The organism is Flammeovirga yaeyamensis (assembly GCF_018736045.1).
GTDB classification, from domain to species: Bacteria; Bacteroidota; Bacteroidia; order Cytophagales; family Flammeovirgaceae; genus Flammeovirga; species Flammeovirga yaeyamensis.
Genome location: NZ_CP076133.1, coordinates 1,213,274 through 1,235,580, shown reverse-complemented (window position 1 = coordinate 1,235,580; position 22,307 = coordinate 1,213,274). Strand labels below are relative to the sequence as shown.

The 22,307-nt window shown below is 30.9% G+C and carries 21 protein-coding genes; 2 read left to right on the top strand and 19 right to left on the bottom strand.

Annotated elements, in window-relative coordinates; translation table 11 throughout:
• Positions 1-29: 29 nt before the first annotated feature.
• The 4 genes from KMW28_RS24790 to KMW28_RS24775 form a co-directional block, all read right to left on the bottom strand.
• A complete protein-coding gene (locus KMW28_RS24790) occupies positions 30-683 on the bottom strand; it encodes a CatA-like O-acetyltransferase (RefSeq protein ID WP_169663604.1) in 654 nt (217 codons plus the stop codon).
• Positions 684-824: 141 nt separating this feature from the next.
• A complete protein-coding gene (locus KMW28_RS24785; protein WP_169663603.1) occupies positions 825-1,622 on the bottom strand; it encodes a cation transporter in 798 nt (265 codons plus the stop codon).
• Positions 1,622-2,212 carry a methyltransferase family protein gene (locus KMW28_RS24780; RefSeq protein ID WP_169663602.1) on the bottom strand — a complete coding sequence of 197 codons (591 nt, stop codon included), beginning with the start codon at positions 2,210-2,212 and terminating at the stop codon, positions 1,622-1,624. The genes KMW28_RS24785 and KMW28_RS24780 overlap by 1 nt, the downstream gene beginning before the upstream one ends.
• Before the next feature lie 66 nt (positions 2,213-2,278).
• Complete coding sequence (locus KMW28_RS24775) at positions 2,279-2,689, bottom strand: Fur family transcriptional regulator (RefSeq protein WP_169663601.1); 411 nt, start codon at positions 2,687-2,689, stop codon at positions 2,279-2,281.
• Between the two features lie 352 nt (positions 2,690-3,041).
• Between KMW28_RS24775 and KMW28_RS24770 the strand changes: the two genes are divergently transcribed.
• Together KMW28_RS24770 and KMW28_RS24765 are read left to right on the top strand one after the other, a co-directional pair.
• A complete protein-coding gene (locus tag KMW28_RS24770) occupies positions 3,042-6,917 on the top strand; it encodes a VPS10 domain-containing protein (RefSeq protein ID WP_169663600.1) in 3,876 nt (1,291 codons plus the stop codon).
• Positions 6,918-7,256: 339 nt separating this feature from the next.
• On the top strand, positions 7,257-8,561 hold the full coding sequence (locus KMW28_RS24765) for a hypothetical protein (protein ID WP_169663599.1): 1,305 nt from the start codon (positions 7,257-7,259) through the stop codon (positions 8,559-8,561).
• Between the two features lie 960 nt (positions 8,562-9,521).
• Here KMW28_RS24765 and KMW28_RS24760 read toward each other — a convergent pair.
• From KMW28_RS24760 to KMW28_RS24690, 15 genes are all read right to left on the bottom strand, one after another.
• A complete protein-coding gene (locus tag KMW28_RS24760; protein WP_169663598.1) occupies positions 9,522-10,112 on the bottom strand; it encodes a hypothetical protein in 591 nt (196 codons plus the stop codon).
• A 111-nt stretch (positions 10,113-10,223) separates the two neighbouring features.
• Complete coding sequence (locus KMW28_RS24755) at positions 10,224-11,972, bottom strand: DUF2326 domain-containing protein (RefSeq protein ID WP_169663597.1); 1,749 nt, start codon at positions 11,970-11,972, stop codon at positions 10,224-10,226.
• Positions 11,969-12,199 carry a hypothetical protein gene (locus KMW28_RS24750; RefSeq protein ID WP_215585902.1) on the bottom strand — a complete coding sequence of 77 codons (231 nt, stop codon included), beginning with the start codon at positions 12,197-12,199 and terminating at the stop codon, positions 11,969-11,971. Before KMW28_RS24750 ends, KMW28_RS24755 begins: the two co-directional genes overlap by 4 nt.
• A gap of 2 nt (positions 12,200-12,201) precedes the next feature.
• Complete coding sequence (locus tag KMW28_RS24745) at positions 12,202-13,158, bottom strand: SMEK domain-containing protein (RefSeq protein ID WP_169663596.1); 957 nt, start codon at positions 13,156-13,158, stop codon at positions 12,202-12,204.
• A gap of 297 nt (positions 13,159-13,455) precedes the next feature.
• Positions 13,456-14,067 carry a hypothetical protein gene (locus KMW28_RS24740; protein WP_169663595.1) on the bottom strand — a complete coding sequence of 204 codons (612 nt, stop codon included), beginning with the start codon at positions 14,065-14,067 and terminating at the stop codon, positions 13,456-13,458.
• An 11-nt stretch (positions 14,068-14,078) separates the two neighbouring features.
• Positions 14,079-14,351 carry a hypothetical protein gene (locus tag KMW28_RS24735; RefSeq protein ID WP_169663594.1) on the bottom strand — a complete coding sequence of 91 codons (273 nt, stop codon included), beginning with the start codon at positions 14,349-14,351 and terminating at the stop codon, positions 14,079-14,081.
• A gap of 265 nt (positions 14,352-14,616) precedes the next feature.
• On the bottom strand, positions 14,617-15,885 hold the full coding sequence (locus tag KMW28_RS24730) for a hypothetical protein (protein WP_169663593.1): 1,269 nt from the start codon (positions 15,883-15,885) through the stop codon (positions 14,617-14,619).
• Between the two features lie 4 nt (positions 15,886-15,889).
• On the bottom strand, positions 15,890-16,555 hold the full coding sequence (locus tag KMW28_RS24725; RefSeq protein ID WP_169663592.1) for a hypothetical protein: 666 nt from the start codon (positions 16,553-16,555) through the stop codon (positions 15,890-15,892).
• A gap of 127 nt (positions 16,556-16,682) precedes the next feature.
• Positions 16,683-17,441: a response regulator transcription factor gene (locus KMW28_RS24720; RefSeq protein WP_240972677.1), complete on the bottom strand. Its 759-nt coding sequence runs from the start codon at positions 17,439-17,441 to the stop codon at positions 16,683-16,685.
• A 406-nt stretch (positions 17,442-17,847) separates the two neighbouring features.
• Positions 17,848-18,288, bottom strand: coding sequence for a hypothetical protein (locus KMW28_RS24715; RefSeq protein ID WP_183363942.1), 441 nt, complete (start codon positions 18,286-18,288; stop codon positions 17,848-17,850).
• A 334-nt stretch (positions 18,289-18,622) separates the two neighbouring features.
• Entirely contained in the window at positions 18,623-19,180 is a 558-nt protein-coding gene (locus KMW28_RS24710) for a hypothetical protein (RefSeq protein ID WP_169663590.1), read from the bottom strand.
• Between the two features lie 38 nt (positions 19,181-19,218).
• A complete protein-coding gene (locus KMW28_RS24705; RefSeq protein WP_169663589.1) occupies positions 19,219-20,169 on the bottom strand; it encodes a gliding motility protein GldB-related protein in 951 nt (316 codons plus the stop codon).
• 61 nt (positions 20,170-20,230) lie between these two features.
• On the bottom strand, positions 20,231-20,755 hold the full coding sequence (locus KMW28_RS24700) for a hypothetical protein (protein WP_169663588.1): 525 nt from the start codon (positions 20,753-20,755) through the stop codon (positions 20,231-20,233).
• 27 nt (positions 20,756-20,782) lie between these two features.
• A complete protein-coding gene (locus KMW28_RS24695) occupies positions 20,783-21,394 on the bottom strand; it encodes a hypothetical protein (protein ID WP_169663587.1) in 612 nt (203 codons plus the stop codon).
• A 233-nt stretch (positions 21,395-21,627) separates the two neighbouring features.
• Positions 21,628-21,957, bottom strand: a complete 330-nt coding sequence (locus KMW28_RS24690) for a hypothetical protein (protein WP_169663586.1) — start codon at positions 21,955-21,957, stop codon at positions 21,628-21,630.
• Positions 21,958-22,307: the final 350 nt, after the last annotated feature.

Below are 22,307 nucleotides of genomic sequence, written 5' to 3'. Positions count from 1 at the left end.
TATTCGTGTTGATTGACTATTCTTCTAAATTAAATCCACGAAGAAACTGCTTTTCCATACTCTTCAATATCATTAATTAATTTACAAGTATGATAGCCATCTGCCACTGCGTGATTAACAAAAACAGAGATGGGTAAAAGCACTTTAGCATCTTTTTCATAAAACTTACCCATTCTAATAATGGGGTAAAGAAGTGTACTTTCGCAATATGTTTCCTGACTAAAACTTTCAAAACTTAACCAAGGAATTGAAGATACTGGACAGAAGTTAACCGGTTGGGAACCTCTGGCTTTCACTTCTCTAACTTCTTTATACGTTTCAATATCATTAATTATTTCATTATAAAAACCTTGGAAGTCAGGTTTGTATTCACTCCACATATCCGAAAATGTTTTATCGTCTTCATGAAAGATTGTATAAACAGGATTAACATAATTCCAACATCCTAATTTTCCCTTCTCATTAAACCCCATTCTAAACTCATCAGATTGATTTATAATTTTGAGTATGACATACAACATTGATGGAAAAAACTTAAGTCCTCTTTCTTTTATTTCATTTTTGAAATCTGTGATATCAATGTGATGATTGATATTATACTTCGTCTTAATGTTATAATAGTAATAATCAAAATACGGTTTTCTCTTCCAGTCTTCTGAGACTGTTGTAAAAATTGGTTTCATTTTTTTCAGATTTAGTTTAGTTTTTCTCAATATACATTTTTATTAATTATTGATGTTCTTTTAAAGTAGTATTCATATATATGCCCTTTTACGGACCTTGCAGTGCAAGGTCCGTAAAAGGGAGTAAAAAATTAATGATACCTATTTTCCTAGCTTTAAAATTCTTAGAGCACCTCTAACAACAATTAAAAATACTATCCCTCCAATAATTAAATCTGGGTATTTTGATTTTGTAAATATAACAAGCACTCCTGCTATAATTACTCCTAAATTAATAATCACATCATTTGATGTGAAAACCATACTTGCTTTCATATGAGCTTCATTACTTTTTGATTTAAGTAATAAAAACAAGCATACCCCATTGGCTATTAAAGCTAAAATGGAAATACCAATCATTAAACGAAAATCTGGCATTGATTCGAAACCCAAAAACCTTCGTATGACCTCTATAATCCCCATAACTGCTAAAGTGATTTGGAAATAACCACTTAATCGAGCAACCTTCTTTTTTCTTATCACTGTTGAACCTACTGCCCAAAGACTTAATCCATAAACAAGCGAATCTGCTAACATATCAAGTGAATCAGCAACTAAGCCCATTGATTTAGAGATAACTCCAGATGTTATTTCGATGATAAAAAACACAAAATTTATAATTAAGACAGACCAAAGCAGTTTTTGTTGATTTTTAGTATCAGCGACTTTTAATTCGGATTCATCTATGTTTTCTTTATTCAAAAACTTTACTCCTAAATTCAATACTTCCAATCGTTTTATAATCTCTTTGTTATCTTCTAAATGAAAAACAATAAGATTTCGTTTTTCAAGGTCGAATTCAAGTTTTTTAATAAACTCTAAACCGTCTAATTGCATTCGGATCATATTTTCTTCCGAAGGACAATCCATTTGTGAGATATGAAAATTTGATTTTATCATTAAAGCCAACGTCTAACTTTACTCCTATATACTTTGTATTCAACCCCTAAAACGTTTTCTAAAAACTCTTCTTCAAGGCGTACCTGTGTTTGTATAACAACCATCCCTGTTATTAAAATTATAGCTGTTATTATATTCGGCATAATCAAAAAAAGGCCTAAGAAAACTACTAATACTCCGAGAAAAATGGGATTTCTAGAAATACTAAACATTCCTTTTGTAACTAAATGAACTCTATTTGTATCATCAATACCAATTCGCCATTCATTAGACATATTTCGCTGAGCAATAAAAATTAGGACGAATGCCAAGTGTATCATGAATAGACCAAACCATGAAATTAATTCAGATTCAAGGTATTCAATCGGAATGAGAAATTGCATTAAACCAGGTATCAATGCATTAATTAATAGTGTAACAAAAGAGATCGCTGAGATAATTTTATATACTTTTCCTACATAGTTTATTGTCGTATCTTCTTCTGTAAATCTGAAAGGATGAATCCCTGTTTGTTTGAAAGTTAAATAACTTGGGGCTATAAATAGTATAATAAAAAACAAACAGTAAAAAATGAATAAATATATTGCCATGATTACTTCTATTTAAATGATAACTCAAATCTATAGAAGAAACAAGTGCACTAGTATTGCAAAGTTTTACTTACACTTTGCACAAATACCTTTTACTACAAAATTTGCATTTTGAAATGAAAAATTCTTTGGTAATTCAATTTTAGGAATGGGCATTTCCCTTAAGCAATAGGTAGCCCCACATGTATTACACAAAAAATGTACATGTAGATCATCTGGCAGACATTTACAATCTTCATCACAAAGAGCATATTTTACAGCTCCAGTACCGTCATCTACACTATGAATAAGTAATTTTTCTTGAAAAGTCTTTAAAGTTCTAAATATAGTAGAGCGTTCAACATTATCAAATTGTTGTTCTATTTCATAAAGACTTAATGCTTTATTGTTTTTTAATAAAATATCATAAACTAACTGACGCATAGCCGTTGGTTTTATATTTTTTGCTAATAGCTTTTTATCTATTTCATTTTCCATATCATAAAGTTAGGATATAATGAATTTTTATCAATTGTATCAAAATGAAATGTACTTATCGATTTTCAAAGATATCCCCCCGATAACCTAAAAAATATTTCCCCTTACGTATCTCATCATCAAAAAAACACGTCAAAACCACATCACTTTATTTCCAATTATCATAATCTTTTCTTTTTTCTAAACACTGATATTGAAATTTCAAGTTCAGATAATAATTCACCCCCGTTTTACGAATTAGTTTAATCAGAGATTGAATATCATTTCGGCTATGTTTACAATAATCACTTTTTGATAAGTGCATTTTTTGAAGCTATGAAATGAAAAATCAACATTAAACCGCTATAGAAGTATGAGATTTATTACTCTTCAAATTTTAATTTTATGGTCCTTTAGTGCTATTGGACAAACAAACTTACTACCTGATGAAAGTTTTGAAAACGGATCAATTTCGGGTTCTTATGAGAGTTATTACAATTATGAAGCAAAAACTCTTTGGAGAGCCTGGCCATTCATTGGTTTCGAAGTAGATACCGAAGTGAAAAGAACGGGATCAAGATCACTTAAAATCGCCTATCGTGATTATGGAAACGGAACGCCCACATTTCGTAATGAAAATTATCCAGATTTGGATGCAGGGAAATACCAATTCTCATTTTATTATAAAACAGATGTAGAACGAACAGGTGAAACTATTACTGTTGATGTGCACGACGGAAGACAGGGTAGTTCTAGTAGTATTGGCGAGCATATCGTGACGATTACTAGTGGTGCCAAAGATGATTTTGTACAACTGCTCATTGAATTTGAGGTAGACGATAGTTACAGCACTTTCCTTCCTTACATCAGAATTCCTTATTTAGAAAATGGTGCTTATCTAAATATTGATGATGTACAATTGGTAAAGTTAGCAACGGAAGCGAAGCCCACTACTCCATCACCAAAAAATGAGGCGACAGCGATTACCTCTTTCGATGTGCAATTGCAATGGTTAAAAGGTATCACTGCTGTAAAAAGTAATGTCTATTTAGGAACCTCATCAGATGATTTAGAGCAGATTGCTACAGATATTACGGATAGTCAAATAATTATTGATGATTTAGAAAATGATACAAAGTATTTCTGGCGTGTTGACGAAATCGAAGCCAACGACAATGTAATCACTGGAGATGTATGGTGTTTCACCACCAAATCATTTTATGATGAATACATGAGTCAGGTACAATCGGGAAAAGTGAAGTCGGAAACCAAAGTAAAATGGACTCAATTTGGTCCTGGTAATGCTGGTTTCTCTAATTTCTTGAGATATCACCCTCTTCTTCCTGATTTTTGTGTGGAGTCGCCGGATATGGGAAATACCTATCAAACTGAAGATAATGGTAAGAGCTGGAAGACCATTAAAGATGTAGATGGGGAAGGGAATTTCTTCCGTTTATACGATTTACAATACTCTACCAAAACTGAAAAATATGCTGTAGCTATTGAGTCTTCTCGACTTTATTTTAGTCAAGATACCGCTCGCAGTTGGACAGAAATTAAAAAATGTCCTTGGTATTCTTTCGAGTTTGATGGCGGTAGAGACGGTCGATCTTGGTACAGAAAAGTATCAGCGGTAGCTATGGATCCAAGTAACGATTTCACTTGGTATGTTGGCGCTGGAAATTTCTGTAGAGGTCAGCAACAACTATGGAGTACGGTGAATAACCCGACGGCTGCCAATCCAAGAGGAAACGAGAATATATATGACAATATCAAATACCAAGGGAAGATTTGGAAAACGACAGACGCGGGTAATACCTGGACGGAACTAACACAAGGATTAGACGAAAAAGCACAATTCTCACGTATCATCGTTCATCCAACCAACAGTAATATTGTGTTTGCTGGTTCTCAATATGGTTTATTCAGATCAACTGATGCTGGAGCAACATGGACTAACATTGGAGAAGGTAAATTAGATAATAATACCGTTATGGATATGGATTATTATTTCGATAAAACTTCTGGTCGTTTTGTCTTATATGTAGCTGATCAGGTAAGATACCATGGCAACGGACAAACAACAAGATCGGATGGTGGTATTTTTAAATCGGACGATAATGGAGCGACTTGGCAAAATATAAATGGAAACTTAGGTCTTGATATTAATCGTCTTACTGGCGGTGTATCGGACAACTATTATCAATATATAGCGAAATGGTTTGATATCACCACAGCGGAAGCAAGAAGTAAGTATCCAACCTTACCTACTGCTGCTTTGCAATATTTCAATTCCTTAAATGTAGATCCTAGCGAAGAAAATGGTTTGTATGTTGGTTTTTATGATGCTCAAATACAAAAATCAATTATTCCTGGTCGTTTATGGAAAACAACCGATGGAGGTACTTCTTGGATCAATATTGCACGTGATTTCGGACCTGCTTGGGAAAATGATAAAGACTATTGGATAGAAAGAAACAACCCTTACAACGATAATATGGAAGAAGGGCATCAACTATCCAATCAACAATGGGGACAAAATTACCCGCTTCGATCGTTACGCTATTGTGCTGTAAATACTAGAGGTGACGTGATGTTGATTTATGCACACAACACTTTTGTAAGTACAGATAAAGGAGAAACGTTCAAGCAAGTAAACGAAACCTACACAAGCAATGGCAATATTATGGGAACGGGTGATAGTAACTTGCCTGGACAGTGTATTTTCCAAGACAGACGCTTGGGAGAAGGTATTCTTTATTTAGGTTCGGGCGAGCATCACTTATGGCGTAGTACAAACGATGGTGTAGATGGAAAACAAGCTGTTAAATACATTCCTCAAACACAGGAAAGTGTCTTTGCAATTTCTACTCACCCATGGGACGTGAACACGGTATACACTACTTCTATGCGTCAGAAACACTTGGATAGAATCTATAAATCAACCGATGGAGCCGAGACGTTTGAGGACTGGGGTAAAGCCACTGAAGCCGAAGAATGGATGTGGACAAATAACATCATTATCGATCCGATCCAACCCAATTATATGTACTTTGGGGTAACTCAAGTAGCTGGTTCTGGTGGAGGAAGCGGAAACGACGGTCCTGATAAAGACAAGGAAGGTGGTTTCCATAAATCGACTGATTCGGGGAAAATATTCACACCAAGTAACAATGGAATGCCTACTAAAATGTGGATTCAAGACTTAGCGTTTGATCCTAGAGATAGTACCTATCAGTCTATTTTTGCCGCTGCTCCATGGAATGAAGAAGTGCGTAAAAATGGTGGATTATTCCACACCTCCGACAGAGGGAATAACTGGACAGAAATAAAAGTGGCAGATTATATTGAGGGAATCAACAGCGTCACTTTCGATCATACAGGAAGACTTTACGTGACGGCAGGACGAAGAGCAGGAGATGTAAAAAGTGGCGGATTGTACTATTCTGATGATTATGGACAATCATGGACAAAAGTGTTCGAGTCTCAGTTTATCGAATTCTTTGATGTTTCCCCATTCGATCGTAATCTCTTAGTCATATCTCAAGGAGTTATTACGGCCAACCCTGGCTTCTATTTAAGTAAAGATGGTGGCGAAACGTGGATCAAAAGTAATCATACGGTTGGTCAGCCTGACAATATAAATCAAGTAGAATTTGATGTAAATGATCCTACTGTTCTTTGGGCAGCAGTTATGGGTAGCGGTTTTTATAAAGGTAAAATTGAAGGTGGTGAAGCATCAAGACAAATCATTTTAACTCCAGGTACTGCCACTCTAGAAAAGCAGGAGTCATTAGAATTGGAAGTTGAAACATTTGATATTTTAGGAGAAATCAAATATAAATCGGCTAACAACAGCATTGCTTCTGTCTCTAAAGACGGAATTGTTACGGCACATAAAAGAGGTGCGGTAAAAATTTGGGCAACATCAGAAGACGATCGTTACTCCGATTTCGTCTACCTAGTTGTTTTAGGAGATGACACAGATCCTCCATTAAGTATCGAAGACACGAAGACTTCAGATTTCCTTGTTTACCCTAACCCGGTAAGAGATATTTTATATCTAAAAGGAAATAGCATCAATGAACCAATGCTATTTAATGTTTACACCATTACAGGTACTTTGGTATCAAGTCAGACTATCCAAGGCTCAGGTAAAATTGATGTATCCAAACTGAGAAAAGGTTTATACATCTACAAAGCCAAAGGCAATACTACTGAAGCTGCCGGTAAGTTTATTAAAAGATAAGCTTTAGATCAATCATATTTTTTGATGAAACACTCTGTTGATTTTGATATTGGCAGAGTGTTTTTTTTACCTATTTCTCCCTCTCATAGTTCCTTGTGATTTTCATAATAGTTGGTGAGTATAAATACTGAATTTATAAAATGGAGTATTTATACTCTAATAAAACACTATGATGTTTGTGACATTTGTAATGTAATCAATAACGAAATTATCGATTGAGTAGCTACGATTGGTTTTGATTGCTAAGGCGGAACTGAAAAGCCGATTAAAAATAGAGTAAGAAAATTTTTAATGTTTATTATTATGGCTAGTACTGATTTAATAACTTATTTAAATTATATGTCCACATGGGACACTGAAAGTGATGACAATATTGATGAAATAATAAAGGAACAAAAACTATTTCTTCAAGTTGGTGATTTTGATTCTGATTCAGCAGTTGATTCTGAATTCTCAGAAATTGAAGGTTTGGCAATGGAAGTCAGGAATTTAACAATTGCAGAGGATGCCATAAAAATTGCAGCGGATGCAGCTGCAGTTGCTTCTATTTGGTCTTTTGGGCTAGGAATGGCTGCTTTTGCAGCACTTGAAGCATCAGCCATTATCGATCAGAAAATTATTTCAAACAAATCAAAAAAGCTTAATGAAAAGCTTCAAAGTGCAGATACAGATATATCAAAGAAAATTAATCCTAACGTAGAGAATTACGTTGCTCAATACAAACAAAATAATAATTTAATTGTATCTAAAGCTCCGAAAGGTCTAGATACAAAAGCATGTAGAGCAAATCTAATGCAATTTATGGCTAGCGTTCAAAGAAAGGCTGGTAAACTAGATGCAGCTACATTTAAGACTTATGCAGAATCTGCCAGAATTATTTATAACAGTGAAGGAATAGATAAAGTGTATGATGCTTTAGATGAATTAAATTTAAGTGGAAAAACAGAAGCCGATGTTCAAAAATTCATGAATACTTTGGTTGGGTGGACACCACCTCCAAGTGCAATTGTAGCTACTGAGTTAGTAAGAGGTATGTCTCTTCTAATTTTAAAAAACAGACTCAATGTAGCTACAAAAACTATTGAAACTACAGCTAGAGAAGCCGGTATACCTGTTGAAGAAGTAGGTGTAAGTGCATTTGAGGCAATGGACGCGGTAGGTAAATTTGCAGCAGCTGTTGTTGTTGTTATGTCAGTAGTTGATGTTGTTTTTAATATCCTGGACATTGTACATGTTGTAGAACAATGTAAAAAAATGTGTAGTGAACTTGAAAATACGATAAAACCTAAATATAAAGAATACTTTAATGGTATTAAATCTGCCTCTATTGCTTATAAAGCTGCAATTACTCCATCCACAACATCATGGAAAAAAGTCGACAATGTTGCTGAATATGGAGGAGCTTCATGGAATAATCATGTTAAAACTATAACTGGAACAACAGTAGAAGCAGCTAAACAATATGCAGAGTCTAATTCCGATATCACATTCTTTTTCTTTTGCAAAAAAGGTATGTATTTAGATAAAGACAAGAATTTTAATGCTAATACTGCTGTATTCTTTAGTGGAACTCCATGGTATGGAAGTGCACCTCAATGTGATTCTTATGAAAAGACTTCTGTCGTAAAAGCAGAACCTGTATAACAATAATTAGAGAGTATTGTTGAATAGTTAACTAACTAATAGCAAGATTTCTATATATTGAAAATCAAATAAAATACCCCGAAAATGTCTAATATAGCTATTTCGGGGTTTTAGCTTGCTTAGATTTGAGTATGACACAAAAATCTAACACAGACTAAACTAGTTTTAGAAGGCAATTTGAAATATTCAAACCTGAAGAAACTCAATCTCATAAATATTACATATTCAATAAGACTGAATAATGGATAGTTTACTATTGTATCCCTTGCGATAAATTAGAGAACCTTATACTATCGAATACATAACAAAGGTAAATTAGCACTAATATTTTTGGAATCTTATTCTGGTTTGAACGATGAAAAATTAGTAAAAAGATTAAATACAGATTGGGCTTATCAGATGTTTATTAAAACCTTTAGGAGACCACAAAGTTATCCAAGATATCACTTTCAACAGTAGAATTCACACTTACCTTTCCTCTAGAGTTGATTTGAAAGAACTCCAATTTATCTACCCTATTAAAACATTAGAAAATAGATATTGAAATTTCAAATTTATTACTAATGATACTTCTAATATTGAATGTGATAATAGACATTCTAAAGATGTAAAACTCTTGTATGAAAGTTGTTATTTTCGAAAAAATCCTATTTAAGTTTTGAAAAAAGCTTAAAATAAAACACCAAAGAGTAAATATAGAAAGCAGAAAGAAAAGTACTTAAATTATTCAAATCGTCATAGAAAAGGATATAAACTCACAAGAAAAAGAAAGTGTTCAATGCTTTATCTTTTGAATAAAGGGGTTAAATCGGCTCATGAATTTTTGGACTCAGGATATATGAAGAGAGTAATTACTAATTTTATAAATCTTAGAGCTTGTATTTTCATGCTTATATATAGGTCAACCAACGAAATTAAACTGGTGAAGTGAATTATGGATTTTAAAGTGCGTCATGTATTTCAATATTTTATTTTTATCTTTTTATTTATTCTTTTATCTGCTTTGTAAAGTATTCTATCTGATTTTTCAAACGGAATATTTAAATCTTGGCTAATCTTTTTTAAATCATTTAAATATCTCAGATACATATCAATTTGGGTTTCAATATTTTTATCACTTTCGCTATTACTTAATTTAAGTACCTCACCTTCATATATAATTCTGAAAACTCGTTGGTCAATTATCTGATAAATTTTATCATTTCTAAACCTTAAAATAGCTGAAGCCATTGCCAATTGAACACCTTTAGTCCTAAGCAATAGTTTTAGTATTTGGTTAGTTTTCTGAACATCTAATTCTGTATCAAAAGGACTGATTGAGTTAAGCAATTTGATAAGTTCACTTTCAAATTTTGCGTAACGGTTAACTTTCCATAAGACTATTTCATTAAGCTTATTTTGATCGAATTCAGAATTATCTGAATCTAAAAAGTCAGTAAGTTCTTTTTGATAAGTAAAATCATGATCGCTTTCTAGGATTTCGAAGTCTTTATGATATATTGTTTTGTGTGTCATTTTTATATTATCACTAACATTTAGTATTAGTTTCATAGCCAAATGCATTTCACTTTCTACTAAATTTGTTACTATTTCAATGTGGACTACAAGCCTTATATTTACTCTTTAACAGCCGTGAAATTTATTTATTGTTGGGTTTAGTACTTATTTCTTCCTTTTGCTTAATTCACTATACTTTACCTTTAAAAATCTATCATTCTTTGTAAATTTTGCACGAGCATAGTCACTTATGTTAAATTCAATAAGATTTCTTTCTTCCATAATTTCAACCATATCTCTATTTAAAGTCAAAATATACTGAAATTCTTCAGGATGATTTTCTGATTGCTTGTGTAGAAAATTCAAGCTTTTTTCTAATGAATCATTATCAACATTAAATAAATTATCATGAACTAGCAGCTTGGGGTGATTCTTTTTAGTACTATCACTTAATAATAGCGCTAAATCATATATAAACACTTTCATCCTATTTGTACTCCAACTGCCATCATCATTTATTCTAAAGTCAAAGGATAAGAATTCTTTTGCTTTGGCAGAATTTATTGTTTCAATTCCAAAATGAGCATTCCTATTACCCATTATATTTTCATGGATATACAAGATAGTTTCTTCAAATTCTTTAATTTCAACCTGCTTATCTGAAAGATGGTCGTCAAAATCTATGATTTTATTATCCTTTGTATTTTTTAATGACTTTTTTTCTTTTTCAGCTTTGTTGTAACGATCAATAACTGAACGTAGATTATTTAATTCTTGATTTTTTTTATTAAATATATTGATTGAGGTTTTTAAATCCTTTAATAATTCTCCATTATCCAAAAGAGATATTTTTTCGGAATACTCATCATCAAGCCTTTGAATTTTAGTATTTAAACTAATTAACTCAGATTGAAGCATCTTAAGCTTATTGTTAATAAGTGAGTTTTTAAAAGAATCAATTCGAGTTTTAAATTCCTTGACTTCTTGTAAGGATTTTTCAACCATATCACCTAAACCATCTTTAAACTGATTGAAAAGGATTGTAATCTCATTTTCACTAATATTTTCAGGTTCTGGTAAACTATTTATTTGCTTAATTTCTAACTTTAATGTTTTCTGGCGAATCCGTAATTTAGAAAGTCTTGATTCTAATTTTACCAAATCATCTTGAATACTTTCAAAGGACTCATTGGTTTTTAATTTTTCTATAGATGTATTTATTTTCGAAACTTCACCTTCAAGTTCATTAAGTCTCGCCTTAGCTTCACTAACTTTATTATAATCTGAAGTGATTAACTTTTTTGTTTCAGTAACAAATGTAGTTTTTTTTGTTAACTCATCTATTACTTTCTTTATTTCAGAATACAATTCGATATTGAGATTTAAGAAGAATAAATGCGGTTTATAATCGCTAGGTATTCTTTTAGCAGTATCAAAACACTGTATGATGTCCTTAAATTCAGAACGCTCGTCTCTAATAATGGGATTTAAAAGATTGCGAAAGCTTATACGTGTTATATGCAATGGGAATTCTCTAAAATATAAATTCCCCAAATATTCAGAGGCTATTTCAATAGATTCATTAGAAATTATTTCAACACCGTTTTTAAAAATAGTAACTACATCTGGTTTTTTTATAGATCTTGCAATAGTTAAGAAATCAGTATATATATTGATGTCTAAATAAACTACAGTATCTATATCAAGAATATGATCGGGAATTAATGTTACTCTACTATCTGATGATTTTTTTAGTAAACAAAAATTTAAAAACTCAATAGCCATGGTCTTCCCAACACCATTTGTTTTATTATTGCCTTCAGATTTCTCTCCAAGGATAATATTTAATCCTGACTCAAACTTAATTGGTTCAAAGAACTTTGGAATACTATATAATTTTTTAAATCTTATCATTTTATTATATAAATATAAGGCTCTTTAAAGTCAACAACTCCAGTTGAATAAAGGAATGACAACCCAAAAATAACTTGTCTATAATGTACAATATCATACTTCTTTAATTCTTCAGCAACTTCAAAAATTGTGAGTTTCTTTAATCTAGTTTTCCGAAACATCTTCAAAATTATAGACGCTACATACACTGAAGAGGTTTTTATATTTTCATCTTTTGATAAAAGCATAGTTACTCAACTTTAATTGAAAAAATATTACAACCAATTAATTCATCCATTAAATAATATCTTATTGCTCCTATATCAGCATGAATTCCATTCGAACTCAATTTAGCCTCAAAATAATCTGTTAATTTATCAAGTGCATCAAAAGCATTACCATTTGCCTCTTTTAAATAACGATTGCTGATATAATTCAAGAAATAAGAAATTTTTTTGGCTCTTACTCCATCTAATCCAAATGCTTTTTTTACTTCTGGAATTGTATTACAATAAATTGTAAATAGATCAGTAAACTCTTCATTAAAATCATTAGCATAATCCTTGAATCTGCTGTTTATTTTTTGTTCAGGGTCGCAGTTGTAATTTCCATCAAATTCTTTATAATTTTTATCATCACTGAGATATTCAAGTAATGACATTATAGTTTCTACTTCATTAGACTCTGTCTTTGGACGTGGTAAGTAAATTTCATTATCAAGAAATTTACTTATCTCAATGATTTTTTCTCTGCCATTATCTTTAATTATAGCAATCAAACGCTCAATATCAATTACATCTTTTTTATGATTGAACTTATACTTACCATGAAAAGTAAAATCTGTAGAATAATCCTTTGCACGTTTGGATATTAACAATACTTTTAACGAATAATCTTTGTATTCTGGATGTTCTGAATTTTCAAAAAATCCAATAATAGTTTCAGTTATTTTCTTATTATCATCTCTAGAGGTTACCTGCATTGCATGCTTATTAGTTTCATCAATCAGATCAATATATGGGCAATTCTGATTTTCGGCATTTCCATTTTTATATGAATTCCCTAAGTGATTAAATAAAGTTTGATAAAAGTCTTCGGCATAAATATGAATATCAGTCAAATTTAAAGAACCTGCTATTTCAACCCTGCTTTTTAGATAAGCAAGTCGTTTCTGAATATTGTTAATATGTTTTTGTCTTACATCCATTGTTTAATTGCAAAATTACATTTTCCAAATACCTTTTCCGAATTTATTCATCTTAATATTGCATAACTTGAGAAGCTTCTTTAGCATGACACCCAACGCCTACTATATATGTCTGTTGCCGATATCCAACAGAACACTTTTAAATTACTAGATAGCCAAAAGGTTAACTTATCTGTGATTGTTTATTTTTCAATTCACATTAAGATTTTTTTGTGGTGATAGAAGATAGCACTTCCTTTCATGTGAACTACTACACGGTAATAGCAGCATTTAGGTTGTTAACAATTCTTTTGTAAATTAATCAGGGATAAGATTTCGGATAAAAAAAATATTATTCTTTTGATCAGTCTTAAATTGATAAATTATATCCTGTGATTGCTTTAACGAATCTTTGAAAAAAGCTGTTTCTATAAATATTTCTGTAGAGTCAATATTATTAACATTTACAATTATGTCATTAATATCATACTCAGTTTTCGCTCTTGGATATTTTAATTGGAACTCTTCACTTATTTCTTTTAATTCAATTCTTGAAATTTTTTCTTTAAGATAATATCTTGCAACTGTATCTGAAAAGAAAATCGAAATTTCTTTATTACTATTTAAGCTTTCAAAAAAATCCACTATTAGTCTTTTAGAAACATCAACCTTCTTTTCTTTTTTATCAATAATTTCCACTATATCAGCTAATTGGGTTATTTTTATTTTTTTTTGCTCAATTTCCTTTTCATTAGTCTCTACTTTGTCACTAACTCTCACCAAGTTAAATGTAGTAAATGCCACTCCAATAGATAAAGCAATCAATCCAATTATACTAGAAATTCTACTAGTTTTATTGTTATTTTTAATGATGTCATTTAACTTATTTAATTCTTCTTGATCAGGATTGTTAGAATTATTATTATCCATTGAAATTAATTTTATTTTTTTGTGATATCAGTTTTTATTAAATCAATACAATCAGTCCACATTTTTAAAACACGTGAAAAAGTAAAGGTAATTAAGCCTGAAGGACCTAACATTGCTAATATATTAGATATATCTTGTCTTAAAATCATCGTATATATTAAATACCCTAACAACATTATTGATAAAATTGTAACACTTAAATAAATGTACCTCTCTGGTTTAAAGCTTTTAAGTAAAAATTCAATTGAGTCTTTTATGTTGTACCCTTTATTTTTTCCTCCCATATTATTTGAAAAATTTATTTCGTAAACAAAGAATAAACACCATAGGGTTTATCCCTCAAATTTCACAGATATAATCACTGTATACCCACTAGCTTTTAACTCACCACAATGTAGTCAACAACCTTAAATATTCAAAGCTATTTATACACTATTCTAATACAGATTACAAATAACATTGCAGATATTAAAATCACTCAAAATAAGCCAATTACATTTCAAATTATAACATCATCACCCTTCTACAGCACATTAACCATTCTTTTAGTTATCTCTTTAACCGCTCAGGATAAAACATCACCTGAATCAAATTATATTCTAGCTGACTAAAATTAAATGCTTTTCCATCTACTTTAAAATTGGCATAGGGATGCCATCTTAAATTGGTTCTAAGTACAATGGCTTCATTGGTTTTTCCGGGTACGATGTCCCATCCAAAAGTGATTCCGGGTTCGAAAGATGATACATTTGTTTCCCGTTTTGATCCATTCACGTCTTCTTTGTATTGAATGTTATCGTAAGCGATATTGAGACCAATATAAGGGGCAAATCCTGAAAAGTCGATCAAATATTTATTCAATTCTATTGCCAATGATTTCTTTTTGATGGTTTGCTTAACCCCAAACCCTTCTGTGGTATAAGTTGGGTTTCTGAATGATAAAGCGGTAAAAAAATTGAATTGATTAAAGTGATATCCTACTGCTAGATCAAAATAAGCAGAGGAACTTAATCTTTGTTGTAAATAAGGAAATTCCTGAGCATTGTATTCTGAATTAGAGAGTGAAAACGATTGGGAAGGACCTGCACCAATAAAGAAGTCGCCAAATGACTTTGCATCATAAGAAAGCTTTGAAACATTCGGATAGCTGTTCCATTTTTCTAGGTTTTTCTGGGTATTTTTTTTTGTAGCATCAAAAGCATAAAGTAAACCTAATTGAATGGAATAGGAAGGGGTGCTTATTTCGGCCATTTCAGTTTTATTTAGCGGGTATTGCCATTTATTATTTGGATAATAATTTACCGCCAATCTGAATCCAATTTTTCTATAATTGTATATCATCCCAGTATCAAAATTTAGTAGAAAATCTTTAGACAACATCGTATACTTTTCACCTGTTTGGGGGATATGTTCAAAGGCTAATGTCCCCCAGTTACAACCAAAATAAGGTCGGATTTTTCCTTGTTTCAAGGCCCAAGGATATATCCTTGCTCCGGTTGCTACTGAATTTTGGAGTTTATGTCTGACTTTATTCCCATCAAGATTTATTTGACCTATTGGGAAGGTGACGTAAAATTCTGCATGTCCCCAAAAGTGAAATCCTCCCCAAGTGATATAGGGGTTTAAGGTAGCCGAATAATCTATGGAAGTAACTTCAGCATTAATCATTTGTTTTCCGGCAAAGGAAGGGAAAAAGTTGCCACCTATTTCAAGATACATTCGGGCAAAATCCAACCTCTGCTTTTGGGGTTTCAAGTCTTGTGCTTGTAGATGTAAACCACAGAAGTACCCAATAAGAATTGCTATTATCTTCCTCATTTTATTAAAACTCAAAGCCGATGAAAAACCAAATACTATTATCCAATTGATTGCTCTTGATGATGGCATCTCCAAGTTGAGATTCTTTTATCGGATCGAAATGAAATCTGATAGGAATAGAAACTCTATAGTAAAGACCTTTTATCTTTAGAACATCTGTCTCGGTAAAACTGATAGCAGTTCCTACTATAAAAGAAGATTGTTTAAGCTGTTCACCTGAGATCGTATGTGTGTATTCATGATCATAATATCCAACAGAAGGTGCAATATAGAGGCCTTTGATAAAAACTGGAAAATCATAGAACAGTTCAAAACCAACTTGTTTTCCTTTGACGTTTTCACCATCGACAGCTTTTGCAAAATCAGATGAGAGATGTTTTTCTGTTAAATAAAGATGGGTGTAAGCGAGCCTTATGAGATGATCATTTTTAAACCTAACTCCTACTTCACCGCCCAATGACCTGAATTGGTTAAAAACAGCTTCTCCAAAATCATAGGCAATAAAAAGTTTCAGTCTTTTAGTATTTGTGGAATTCATTTTTAAATGACTCACCTCATAAGAACTATCTGTGGTAAAAAATTGTGTTCTGAATTGCTCTGCTACATCCTGTGCGTTAATCCCAATAGTGTAAAAGCTTAAAATTGCAATGAGTAATAATTTGTGTTTCATGATCTATATTTTTGAAGCAAATCTATAGATCATGAGAGAGGAGCACAATCGGGTAAATGTATGAATTAGACTGAAAAAAAGGATATCATACAAAAGTATGAGAATTGATAATCAACAAATTAACCTTTCAACGAAGCAAGTTGGATAATTCGTTTCTAGTTTTCACTCCACACTTTTTGTAAATATTACTGGCGTGGGTTTTAACTGTAGGTAAAGAAATAAAAAGCTGATCAGCTATGTTCTGATAAGTAACGCCCTTGTGAAGTAGTGTAGCAATTTCTTTTTCCCGTTCTGTAAGTGCATAATTCTTAAACTGTTGTGTGTTGGGTTCGACATCATTTTTAATCAAAGATAAACGTTGTAAATCGTCATAAATTTTACGAATGGCCAAAGCTGAAAAAGCAATGTACATCAAAAATCCAATTTGAAATTGTTGGTACTGTTCTTCAAAAGCATAATGAAAAATTAGATATATGGGCGTCAATGTTAAGAATACTAGAGCGAAAATCTTGTTCGACTTTTCTAAATGCTGAAACTGTTGAATAGGCTTTGATTGTCGTTGGATCAACATTGAAACTACAATTGAAACAATTAAAAATATGACTACAGGCCATTGTGCAAATAGCATATTCCCTAAAACTTTGGAAACGATCACAAAAACAGATAATAAGATGGATATCCCAACGTGCATTTTTAGGTATTTGACAGGTAGTGTATGTTTTTGTTGACTTAGGGTATCTAAAAAGGTGGTACATGCCACCAAAACCATACAAAGCAAAGTGGTAAATGTTGTTGTTTCTTTCTCTGGAAACATTGGTGAAATGCTTATAGAAATTAATAGTAATAATAGCGAAATAGTCAGTCCTATTGTTTCCTGATTCTCCATTTTCTTTTTGTAACACAATATTTGTAGAAACAAAGAAATGATTAATGTAGTATACGCGAGTAGAAGGATGAGATATTCAAATTGTAGCATTTTTTTATTAATAAATTTAGTAGCAATTTCTGTTAGTTTTTTTAAAATTAACTGAGTCGTAGAAATGAATATTATTATACTCTTTTGTTCCTAGAACTAATTATCATTTGGTTTCAAAAGAAAAGTTTTGCCCCAGCATATAAATATTTTTGGCGTAAATATCTCTTTAATTTACACCAAAATAATTTAATGAGTAATTATCAGTGGTTAACACATTCATTTTTTGGCTTTAGATTCTCTTTGGAGTGTATTATTAATGCCCTTACATGGACGTTGTGGTACAACGTCCGTACGGATGGATCTATAAAAATTAACTCTATATCCAACTTTCCAAATGATGTTTTTCCTTAATCATTTGAATCTCTTCATACATCAAATCATTCTTTAAAAAATAAGACCGTTTGCTATCAGTGTATTCTTTAAAATTGATTTGGTTGACATAAACCCAACTTATAAGTGACTGAAGTTTTGCTAATTTATCTTTGCTATCAATATAAAAACCAAATTGATGTATTCCTCCTGTGTTTAACTTCAACGAAAGAGTACTATAAATTTTCTCTAATCTACAGCCCCCTCTACCTGCATATAATGAGACATTATCTTTATTTTCTACGACCAATTCTGATACTATTCTTGGGAAAGCATTTAAAACATTATAGTTTCGATAATCTAGTCTTATTTCTTTAATTTCGTTTATATTGAAATGATTATTTCCAACAACAATTTCACCATTTAACCATTCAATCGCTCCTATCACTTTATGCTCTTGAAGAAACGTTTCTTGGTCAAAATAAGAATAGATGTAGACCAATAATGGAAGCACACTACAACAAAATAATGTAATAATGAATGCCTTATATTTAGGTTCTGTAAAGAAGAAACTGAGTAAAAGACTAATTGCAAAAAATAATAACGATATATATAAAAGTATTTGATTATCGTTCTTTCTTTCAAGTTTTTGAAATATGGTTTTGTTTAATTCTAAGGAGTTTATTTTAAATATTTTTCTGTTTTTTACATCAAGAAATAGCTAGTTTTGATAATGTATAACAACCTAAAATAATCACTATTTTAAAAATGACATAACACCATTAATTACAAATTCTTTTTCTCAATGTCCCTATAGTCAAAGGCAAAAAAATGAAACTTTTAAAATCAGTTTTCATTTCTGAAAATGAAGGTTGACGTTTTAATTCAGCACTTTTAAATGATCTTAATACTATAGTTATCGGTAAGAGGAATGTCAATAAAATAATGAAAAACACAATTGAAATGATTAAAAATAAGGATGATTCACTGAGGAGAGAAATCATGGGGAATGCTATACTAATACTTATCAGTAAGAAATCAATTACAAACATTATGATCATACCTGATAATTTTGATAAATAGATTAAATTATTTTTCCTATTAGTTCTTGACAATAACCAAAGATCAAAAAGCCAATAATAATATGACATCATTATTGATAAAATTATCTTACTCAAAATACCCATTTCAATAAAGAAATAGGAAAAAAACCTTAATATACTTTCTGATGATTTATCGATAAGAGATAATAAACCAATAAAGACTGAAATAAGGAAAAACATTAATGGCATAATTAACCACTCTTGTTTGTTGATGCTTTGTTTGATTGCTTTGTTCATAAATAATTGATTGGTAAAAAATAAAAAGTATTTGATGTTTATTTATTGAAAAAATCCCTCTTCAAATATACCTCAATTTTACTCTTATCATAAAACTCCTGACTATCTTTAATATCAAGAATTTCTTTTAGCGCTAAGGATTTATCTTCCCTTTGTTCGTAATACGATTTACAAATCAGATAGCCTGTCCAATATCCAGCATTTCTTGGACGCTCATCACTTTCTCTCACCCAAGACGACCATAATCCCCACAACTGTTCATCTTTCACTTTTTGAAAATCCTCCCAAATACGTTGTTCTTTTCCAGAAAAGTTAGTGTAATCACCGTCTGTTTCACCACATATTAATTCAGCAATAAATTCTGCAGCCCCCTCTCTTAAACTTTTGGAGAGTAAAGTAGTCTCTCCAGTTTTACCTTGGTTGAAATGCACCAATTCATGTGCCACTGTTACAGGAATATGATCTCTTTTCATGATAATTTTAAGCATTCCTTGATGCCATTTTTCTGTATCACTTTCTTCTGTAAGACTTAATATTTCAATCCCTATCAATAAGCCTCTTTTTGAAATTGTTCCGTTAGAACTAAATCTACCCACTACAAAATAAATATCAGGGAAAACCGCATCAGGATATATATCTTTAAATGCTTTATTATTAGCATAAATCTTCTTTTTAAGATCATCAATATTAGTGATGTCCTTCCGTATTGATTTATAAAACTCTTGATGCTTAATAATAAATCTTGAGAACTTATCTAGGTCATTAATTTTAAGCTTATAAAAGTCCTTTAAACCTTTCGTCCCCACAGAAAAGTATTTCTCCTTAAAAATCTGATTCGCATTGGCTGTATCCTTTAATACTAAGTCAAAGGCAGTATAAAAGTTCTCTATATCTGAGGTGTATAGTTTTGGTGCTGCTGGATCTGGTGATGTTTTAGAGAAAGCAGATAAAGAGATTAAAAGTAAGAGAAGTAGTGTATTAGTTTTCATGTTTTGGTGTTTTTATATTCGAATGTACAAAAAATTACATTCTTAATATTCATAACTTTTCTTATCTGATTTTATTTTTTATTTCAGCTTCAAATAATTTAGATAATTGTTTTTTGGATAATTTATAATTAGACTTAAAAGAACCTATGATAATTCCGTAACTAATTAACAAAATTGCAAAAGGTTGCCATACTGTTGAATCAAAAAAATCTTTTAACAAGTTTGATATAAAAAATGGGTAAAAACCAAAAGCAAATAACCCACACCATAATAAAGTAATAATTAATTCCATAGGGTCAGGACTTATTTTTATCTTGATCTCGGTTACCCCAAAATTTTCTTCAACAGTTCCATCTATTCTAGGTGAAGAAGAATTATTATTTTTCATCATTCTAATAATACTAAATTCGTTTCCAATAACACTCCCTTCATATATTATATTATTACGCCTGTCTGATAATTTAGACCTTCTAATACCATATTCTGGAACAGTAATTTTATTAATTCTATAAATTACTTCCTCAGGGTCTAGTTTTGTTTGGTACGTTATTTTTTCAAATGGTATGAAGTACTTTCTTAGTATCATTATGTGCTATTGTGTATTGATAAATATCTAGTTTAAAGATACATTCATGATTGGAATTTCATTTTTTATTTCATGAATTGTTCCTGAAAATGAGTATACTTGATGTAGTTGTAATGGTTCTCGAATTTCTTCCTCCTCCATTTTAATAAATACAATGGTGATGGGTGATTTAATATGTTCTTTAAGTTCATCAGGATATTTGATGTCACCTGAAAGTAACTCTATATATTTCCCATTCCATTTACCAGTAAAATCTGAGGAGTATGCACAGGGACAAATACTCATCCTTTCTATTTCATAGTAATTATTATTCGAGATGTTAAAGTCTCCTAGACACCTTTCATAAAAAAGACAACCGTTCCATCTATACTCATCACTTCTCAAATAAGTTGCTTTGAGTACAACCAAAAAAGTAAAAATAAAATAAAAGTTAAGCATTAAGATTTGTGGAGCAATTCCTTCCTTATAATATTTTTGAAACAAATATACATATAGTATCGTCCCAGATATTAAAACGAAATATCCTATTATATCCCCAAGCCCCATTCCAAAAGATATATGTTTATAGAATAATCCTAGTAAACAGATGATGATTAAAAAAGCTAGAAGAATTAGGTTTAGTAATCTTAAAAATTTCATGGTTTGGTTCTGAATAGGTTAAAATTAAATGATTTAAGATTGTCTTGGAAGTTCTTCATGAAAGATATCTATTCACACTCAATACACAATTACTTGATTCTTAATTTCAAAATGTTTTATGCAAATAGTCTTTATAAGATGATCAGCAAATTATTGATCTTTAAACTTAGAAAATTGAAGTAATAAAGCATCAAAAAATATAATCTCTTCTAATACCTTTAGCTTGATTCCTTTTAAAATAATTTTATGATATGATAATAATAGAGAATCAGATTTAAAGAAATAAATTGTAGGATAATGCTTAAAGCTTGCCATAGATTTGCATACCGAGATTTTGAATTATCTGACTTCACATACTCAGGGAAATCTTTATTTAAATAAAGGTCTACCTCATCACCTACTTCATGGTCTTCATTTCTTTTATCGGTATCAGAATAAAATGTAAAAAAATTATATGGTTGATAAAGAATGTCTTTAAAAGAATATGACACCTTAAATTTATATCCAAAAATTTCCCCACTTTCATACTCTTTTAAGGTAATAGTCCCGCGTATCTTTTCCATATTACTTTCAAAATTCTGCTTTTTTAGGTTTTTATACTTTCGGTGTATGAAAACTAATAACATCAGAATAAAATTCATCGAAGTATTAATAACTAATGAATCTAATGGCCTTAGGATGAAACAAAATAGATATAAAAGAAAAATAAATGGATACCTGTAAATAAATACCTCTAGAATATTCAGTAGACTATAATTTCTATGATCTTTTAATAAAAATGGCGTGTCAAAAGTAAAATGATAGTTTTTAAAACAGTATTTATACTTATAAGAAAAACTTGTATCGATTTTTTTGATTTCTTTTAAGGTCATGATAAGACTATGAAACTCTTTTAGTTAGTTTATTATTAAAA